Below are 6,430 nucleotides of genomic sequence, written 5' to 3' on the forward strand. Positions count from 1 at the left end.
CTCGAATTGTAGTTAGGTATGATTATTACCAGTTAAATTATTATCAACCTCTGGTACTAATAAACTCAGTCCCTTCTTCCATTCCAACTAAATTAGTTCTCAGAAACTCTAATAAAAGTTTTAAACCTAATAATTATAAATTGCCAAACGCAACATTTTTACAGAGAAAATTTATGCGAAACATGATAAAGCAACCCATATATAAGATCTTATATGTTCAGGTGATCGTAGCCATCGTTCTGGGTATAGCACTTGGCCACTTTTTTCCCGACATTGGAGAGTCATTAAAACCGCTTGGTGATGCATTCATCAAAATCGTTAAAATGATTATCGCGCCAGTTATCTTCTTAACGGTTGTCACTGGTATTTCAGGCATGTCAAACATGAAGGCAGTGGGTAGTGTCGCAGGTAAAGCGATGTTGTACTTCATCACTTTTTCAACCATTGCATTAATTATTGGTCTTATTATTGCCAATATCATTCGCCCAGGCTCTGGCCTGAATATTGACCCTGCAACCTTAGACAGCACTAAAGTTGCTACTTACGTTGAAAAAGCCCACGAGTCTTCAATTGTTGGCTTTTTGATGAATATCATCCCCGATACCGTCATTAGTCCATTAGTAAATGGAAATATTCTGCAAGTTCTATTTATTGCGGTTATTTTTGGGTTAGCGCTAGCTGCAACGGGTAAACACGGCGAGCCTATCGTTAAGTTACTGCAAAACTTTTCTGAACCTGTGTTCAAAATGGTTGCGATGCTCATGAAACTCGCGCCTATTGGGGCATTTGGGGCAATGGCCTTTACCATTGGTAAGTATGGGATTTCATCTATTGGCAACTTAATGATGCTGATAATGACTTTCTACATTACATCCGTTCTATTTGTGTTGTTAGTGTTAGGAGCAGTTGCTAAATACAACGGCTTCTCCATCATTTCGCTAATTAAATATATCAAAGACGAGCTCTGGTTAGTTTTAGGTACCTCTTCTTCCGAAGCCGCACTGCCAAGCTTAATGCGCAAAATGGAGCATGCAGGGTGTGAAAAATCAGTTGTCGGGTTAGTTATCCCAACAGGTTATTCATTCAATCTTGATGGTACGAATATTTATATGACCATGGCTGCATTATTCATTGCTCAAGCTACCAATATTGAATTGACGATTTGGGAGCAAATTTCGCTGTTGCTCGTTGCAATGATTAGCTCTAAAGGTGCTGCTGGCGTTACTGGTGCGGGTTTCATTACATTAGCGGCAACCTTAATGGTTGTTCCAAGTATTCCTGTTGCAGGTATGGCCTTAATCCTTGGTATTGACCGCTTTATGTCTGAATGCCGTGCTTTAACTAACTTAGTGGGTAACGCGTGTGCGTGTATCGTTGTTGCACGTTGGGAAAAAGAACTGGATACCGAAAAACTGGCTCATGCGTTTTCAGCAAAAAATGAAACATTGGATTCTGTGATTACTGAAGATGACAGCATCAATACAGACACAAGTAATATTCAACCGGTTGATTTAGCTAATAATAAATAGCACTAACTTCTTCACTTAATAATAAATAGGCTGCTAATTAGCGGCCTATTTATTATATTCGAGATAATTTCTATAAACCTAACGCATACTTCAACGCCAGCTTTTTCGCTTCTCCAGCACGCTGTGCCGCCATCAACCCAAGATTCCTAAATATTTTTAATCCTGGTAAGTTTTCACTAAATGCCATGTAAAAAACATCCATCCCAGCTTGCATAATTAAATTATCAGGCAAACGACGTCGTTGATAACGTTTCAATACATCAAGGGAACTCCAAGGTTGTATATATTCACGCGCGTAAATTACTTCTTTCAAAAGAGCATCAACATCTCGGTAGCCTAAATTCACACCCTGCCCCGCTAATGGGTTGATAGTATGGGCTGCATCGCCAATCAATGCTAACCCATCCATCACATAGCGGCTTGCATGATGACGAGTCAGTGGAAATGCCCCTGACGCAATTGCAGTAACAGGCCCTAAACGTTCAGGAAAGGCTTCGGATATTGCTCCCGTCAATTGTTCCATTGACATACCTTGTAAACGTCTAATCTTTGCGGGACTGTCATACCAGACTAATGAGGCCCAATTATCATACAGAGGTAAAAATGCCCTTGGCCCTGATGGGAAAAACTGCTGCCATGTTTTATCTTGCTGAGGTTGCTGTGTTTGAATGCTAATCAACATACATGACTGGCGATACTGCCAGCCGCGGCTACCAATTCCTGCCATTTTACGGACTTGCGAATTAGCGCCATCGGCTCCGACCACAAGCTTAGCTTGTAAAGTATGGCCATCATCTAATGCTAACATCCATTCTTTTTGCTGCTTAGGTTGGTATAAATTGATGAGTTTCGCCGGGCAAACAAGGTCTAGATTGCTGTATTTTTCACATTCTTGCCATAACGCAAGCTGTAGTACTCTGTTTTCTACCATAAACCCAAGTTCAGGTAGCCCAAGGCTTTTAGCATCAAAAATCACATTGCTATCTGGTTCTTCCCATGTTTCTAACTGGCGATATGGGGCACTTCGCATTGCCTTAACATGTTGCCAAGCCCCTAATTGCTCCAACAATTCAACAGAAGCGCGGCTAATCGCAGAAATACGAACATCAGGGGCACTTTGTGGGTCAAAGGCCACAGGTTGTGCTTTTTCAAGCAAAGCAACTCGCATGCCTTCTTGAGCAAAGCCCAATGCTGCTGCCGCGCCAGTCATACCCGCGCCAACGACGACAACATCATAAGATTCGATTAATTTATTCATACGTTCGCTACTATTTACTGTTTAATAAAGGTTACTGTTTAATAAAGGTTATTGTTTGATAACAGTGACCACGTGGATAAAGGTATTGTACCGAAAAATGAGGGTTCTCACAGGAAATATAGGCATTGAAGTCTTAGAGGCCATTCATTCCTCCACCTTAATAACCTTACAAATAGTATATTTTGCTGAAAACACTTTGATTTGCACAAAAAACAACCACAATTTTGCAACATCCTCTGGTCACTGATGCCGCAAATGAATACAATACGTGCTAATTTTAAAACAATAGGCAAATTGCCTGCCCTTAGATTTCGTGTAGTGATATCATTTTAATTATCTTTGCATTTATCCCATCATACAATGATGTCCTTAATCAAAATGCATGCGAGTTCCCAAAAATATAAAGGGTAGGACTTTGGATTTACAACGCGTTTCGGAGTCCATTACACTAGCCGCTTCGAAAACACCGGATATACGACATGTCGACGAATAAAAAGCTATATATTAAAACTTGGGGTTGCCAAATGAATGAGTATGACTCATCCAAAATGGTTTCTTTATTAGAAAATACCCATGGTTATCAACTCACTGAAGTTGCAGAAGAAGCAGACTTATTACTGCTTAATACCTGTTCCATTCGTGAAAAAGCACAAGAAAAAGTCTTCCATCAGCTTGGTCGTTGGAAGTTTTTTAAAGATAAAAACCCTGACATCATCATTGGTGTAGGCGGCTGTGTTGCTTCGCAAGAAGGGGATTTTATTCGCCAACGTGCGCCAAGCGTTGACATCGTTTTCGGCCCGCAAACTTTGCACCGTTTGCCTGAGATGATTAATCAAGTTCAAGGTACGCGTAGCCCTGTTATCGATATCAGTTTCCCTGAAATTGAAAAATTTGACCGCTTACCAGAACCTCGCGCTGAAGGCCCGACCGCATTCGTTTCCATTATGGAAGGCTGTAACAAGTATTGCACTTTCTGCGTAGTGCCTTATACCCGTGGTGAAGAGGTTAGCCGCCCTTGTGATGATATTCTTTTTGAAATCGCACAGTTAGCCGCACAAGGTGTACGTGAAGTTAACTTACTGGGCCAAAACGTGAATGCATACCGTGGTGAAACCTTTGATGGTGAAATTTGCTCATTTGCAGAATTACTGCGTTTAGTCGCGGCTATTGATGGCATCGACCGTGTCCGCTTTACCACTAGCCACCCAATTGAATTTACTGACGATATCATCGAAGTTTACCGCGATACCCCTGAATTAGTCAGTTTCTTGCATCTACCCGTGCAAAGTGGCTCAGACCGCGTTCTAACAATGATGAAACGCGCTCATACCGCACTTGAATATAAAGCCATTATTCGCAAACTGCGTGAAGCACGCCCTGGTATTCTAATCAGTTCAGACTTTATCGTGGGCTTCCCCGGTGAAACAACCGAAGACTTCGAAAAAACCATGAAACTGATTGCAGACGTGAACTTTGATATGAGCTACAGCTTTGTCTATTCCGCGCGTCCAGGCACCCCAGCTGCGGATTTACCTGATGATGTAACCGAAGATGAGAAAAAACAGCGTCTATACTTACTGCAACAGCGTATTAATCAGCAAGCATTAAGCTTCAGCCGCCAAATGGTGGGAACCGTTCAACGTATCTTAGTTGAAGGAACATCGCGTAAAAACGTCATGGAGCTGTCTGGACGTACTGAAAATAACCGTGTTGTGAACTTTGAAGGCACACCGGATATGATCGGTAAATTTGTGGATGTCGAAATTGTGGATGTTTATACCAACTCATTGCGCGGTAAAGTCATTCGTACAGAAGATCAAATGGGTCTTCGCGTTCATGAATCACCAGAGTCTGTTATTGCACGTACTCGTAAAGAAGATGAGCTAGGTGTTGGCAGCTTTCAACCCTAAGCCACAACCATAGGATATTCAGTGACCGAGACAAAAAATTTGCAAATCGCAACACAAGAAATCTTTCTAGAACCCGCAGATAACCAGCGTTTAATGAGCCTCTGCGGGCCATTTGACGATAATATCAAGCAGCTAGAACGCCGCCTTGCTATCGAAATTAATCGCCGCGATAACCGTTTTAAGTTATCGGGTAAGCCGCTGAATGTTCAAGCGGCGAGCAAAATTTTACGTCAACTGTATGTCGATACCGCGCCTGTGCGCGGTGTTATCCCTGATATCGACCCTGAAAATATTCACTTAGCCATTCTGGATAGCCGTGTTTTAGAGCAATCTGCCGATAGCGTTCCTGACTACGGTAAAGCGGTGAATATTAAGACTAAACGTGGTGTGATCAAACCACGCACTCCAAATCAAGCGCAATATATCGCCAATATTTTAGACCATGATATTACATTTGGCATTGGCCCTGCAGGAACTGGGAAAACCTATTTAGCGGTAGCCGCGGCGGTAGATGCGTTAGAGCGCCAAGAGGTTCGCCGTATTTTGCTAACCCGTCCTGCGGTTGAAGCAGGTGAGAAACTTGGTTTTTTACCTGGGGATCTCAGCCAAAAAGTCGACCCTTATCTACGCCCACTTTATGATGCGCTATTCGAAATGTTAGGCTTTGAAAAAGTTGAAAAGCTGATTGAGCGTAATGTTATCGAAGTTGCACCGCTGGCCTATATGCGTGGCCGTACCTTGAATGATGCTTTTATTATTTTAGATGAGAGCCAAAACACCACCATCGAACAGATGAAGATGTTTTTAACACGTATTGGTTTTAATTCCAAAGCGGTTGTGACAGGTGATATTACTCAGGTTGACTTACCTCGCGGTAGTAAATCAGGGTTACGTCATGCCATTGAAGTGCTTTCCGAAGTCGATGATTTAAGCTTCAATTTCTTCCACAGTGAAGACGTAGTTCGCCATCCAGTCGTTGCAAAAGTTGTCATGGCTTATGAGGCTTGGGAAGAACAAGACAATAAACGTCGCCAGCAGTTACGTGAAGAAAAAGAACAACAAAAGCAATTTGAAAAGCAGGAAAATCTATAAATGAGTGACATTATTCTCGATTTACAAATTGCGTGTGAAAACCCTAATGGCTTGCCTTCGGAAGCCGAGTTTCAGCGTTGGTTAGCGGCTGTTTTGCCTAAATTTCAAGCACTAAGTGAAGTCACTATTCGGGTAGTTGATGAGCAGGAAAGCCATCACTTAAATTTAACCTATCGCGGCAAAGACAAACCGACTAACGTGTTGTCATTCCCCTTTGAGGCTCCACCAGAAATTGAACTGCCTTTGCTTGGTGATTTAATTATTTGCCGCCAAGTCGTTGAGCAAGAAGCTATTGACCAACAAAAAACAGCAGAAGAGCACTGGGCTCATATGGTCGTTCATGGTTGCCTTCATCTTTTAGGCTATGATCATATTGAAGATGATGAAGCGGAAGAAATGGAAGGTTTAGAAACTGAAATTCTGGCTGAGTTGGGCTATGAAGACCCATATCTTGCAGAAAAAGAGTGACCTAACTATAATTTTTTGAGATATCTTTGTCAAAGAAAGCATTATTTTACAAAAAATTGACGGTTATTTTGCAGATAAACCGTCAATTTTGTGCTAAAAAAGAATGTAGTAAACTGTTTTTATTAACTAACCTAAGCTCCAAATACTTTGACTTGGGCTACTTTTGGTACCAA

At 41.8% G+C, this 6,430-nt stretch carries 5 protein-coding genes; 4 read left to right on the forward strand and 1 reads right to left on the reverse strand.

Translation table 11 applies throughout. From position 1 onward, the window contains the following. The first annotated feature begins 173 nt into the window (after window positions 1-173). Window positions 174-1,529 carry a dicarboxylate/amino acid:cation symporter gene (locus PSF31_RS19885; protein WP_096864952.1) on the forward strand — a complete coding sequence of 452 codons (1,356 nt, stop codon included), beginning with the start codon at window positions 174-176 and terminating at the stop codon, window positions 1,527-1,529. A 70-nt stretch (window positions 1,530-1,599) separates the two neighbouring features. Here the strand turns inward: PSF31_RS19885 and ubiF are convergent, their stop codons facing one another. After that, window positions 1,600-2,787 carry a 3-demethoxyubiquinol 3-hydroxylase gene (ubiF, locus tag PSF31_RS19890; protein WP_004256972.1) on the reverse strand — a complete coding sequence of 396 codons (1,188 nt, stop codon included), beginning with the start codon at window positions 2,785-2,787 and terminating at the stop codon, window positions 1,600-1,602. A 479-nt stretch (window positions 2,788-3,266) separates the two neighbouring features. On the opposite strand from ubiF, the gene miaB reads away from it, so the two are divergent. Genes miaB through ybeY form a run of 3 tightly spaced genes read left to right on the forward strand, consistent with a single transcriptional unit; the run spans window position 3,267 to window position 6,257 of the window. Next, window positions 3,267-4,697: a tRNA (N6-isopentenyl adenosine(37)-C2)-methylthiotransferase MiaB gene (gene miaB, locus PSF31_RS19895; RefSeq protein ID WP_096864953.1), complete on the forward strand. Its 1,431-nt coding sequence runs from the start codon at window positions 3,267-3,269 to the stop codon at window positions 4,695-4,697. A gap of 39 nt (window positions 4,698-4,736) precedes the next feature. Beyond that, a complete protein-coding gene (locus PSF31_RS19900; protein WP_004908988.1) occupies window positions 4,737-5,789 on the forward strand; it encodes a PhoH family protein in 1,053 nt (350 codons plus the stop codon). Then, complete coding sequence (gene ybeY, locus PSF31_RS19905; RefSeq protein WP_004256989.1) at window positions 5,790-6,257, forward strand: rRNA maturation RNase YbeY; 468 nt, start codon at window positions 5,790-5,792, stop codon at window positions 6,255-6,257. The last annotated feature ends 173 nt before the right edge of the window (window positions 6,258-6,430 follow it).

This window comes from Providencia sp. PROV156, assembly GCF_028480905.1.
Lineage (GTDB): Bacteria > Pseudomonadota > Gammaproteobacteria > Enterobacterales > Enterobacteriaceae > Providencia > Providencia hangzhouensis.

Excerpts from the sequence above, each read along its gene's own strand:
- ybeY (WP_004256989.1), top strand. The coding sequence starts at position 5,790 with ATGAGTGACATTATTCTCGATTTACAAATTGCGTGTGAAAACCCTAAT.
- ubiF (WP_004256972.1), bottom strand. The coding sequence starts at position 2,787 with ATGAATAAATTAATCGAATCTTATGATGTTGTCGTCGTTGGCGCGGGT.
- miaB (WP_096864953.1), top strand. The coding sequence starts at position 3,267 with ATGTCGACGAATAAAAAGCTATATATTAAAACTTGGGGTTGCCAAATG.
- PSF31_RS19885 (WP_096864952.1), top strand. The coding sequence starts at position 174 with ATGCGAAACATGATAAAGCAACCCATATATAAGATCTTATATGTTCAG.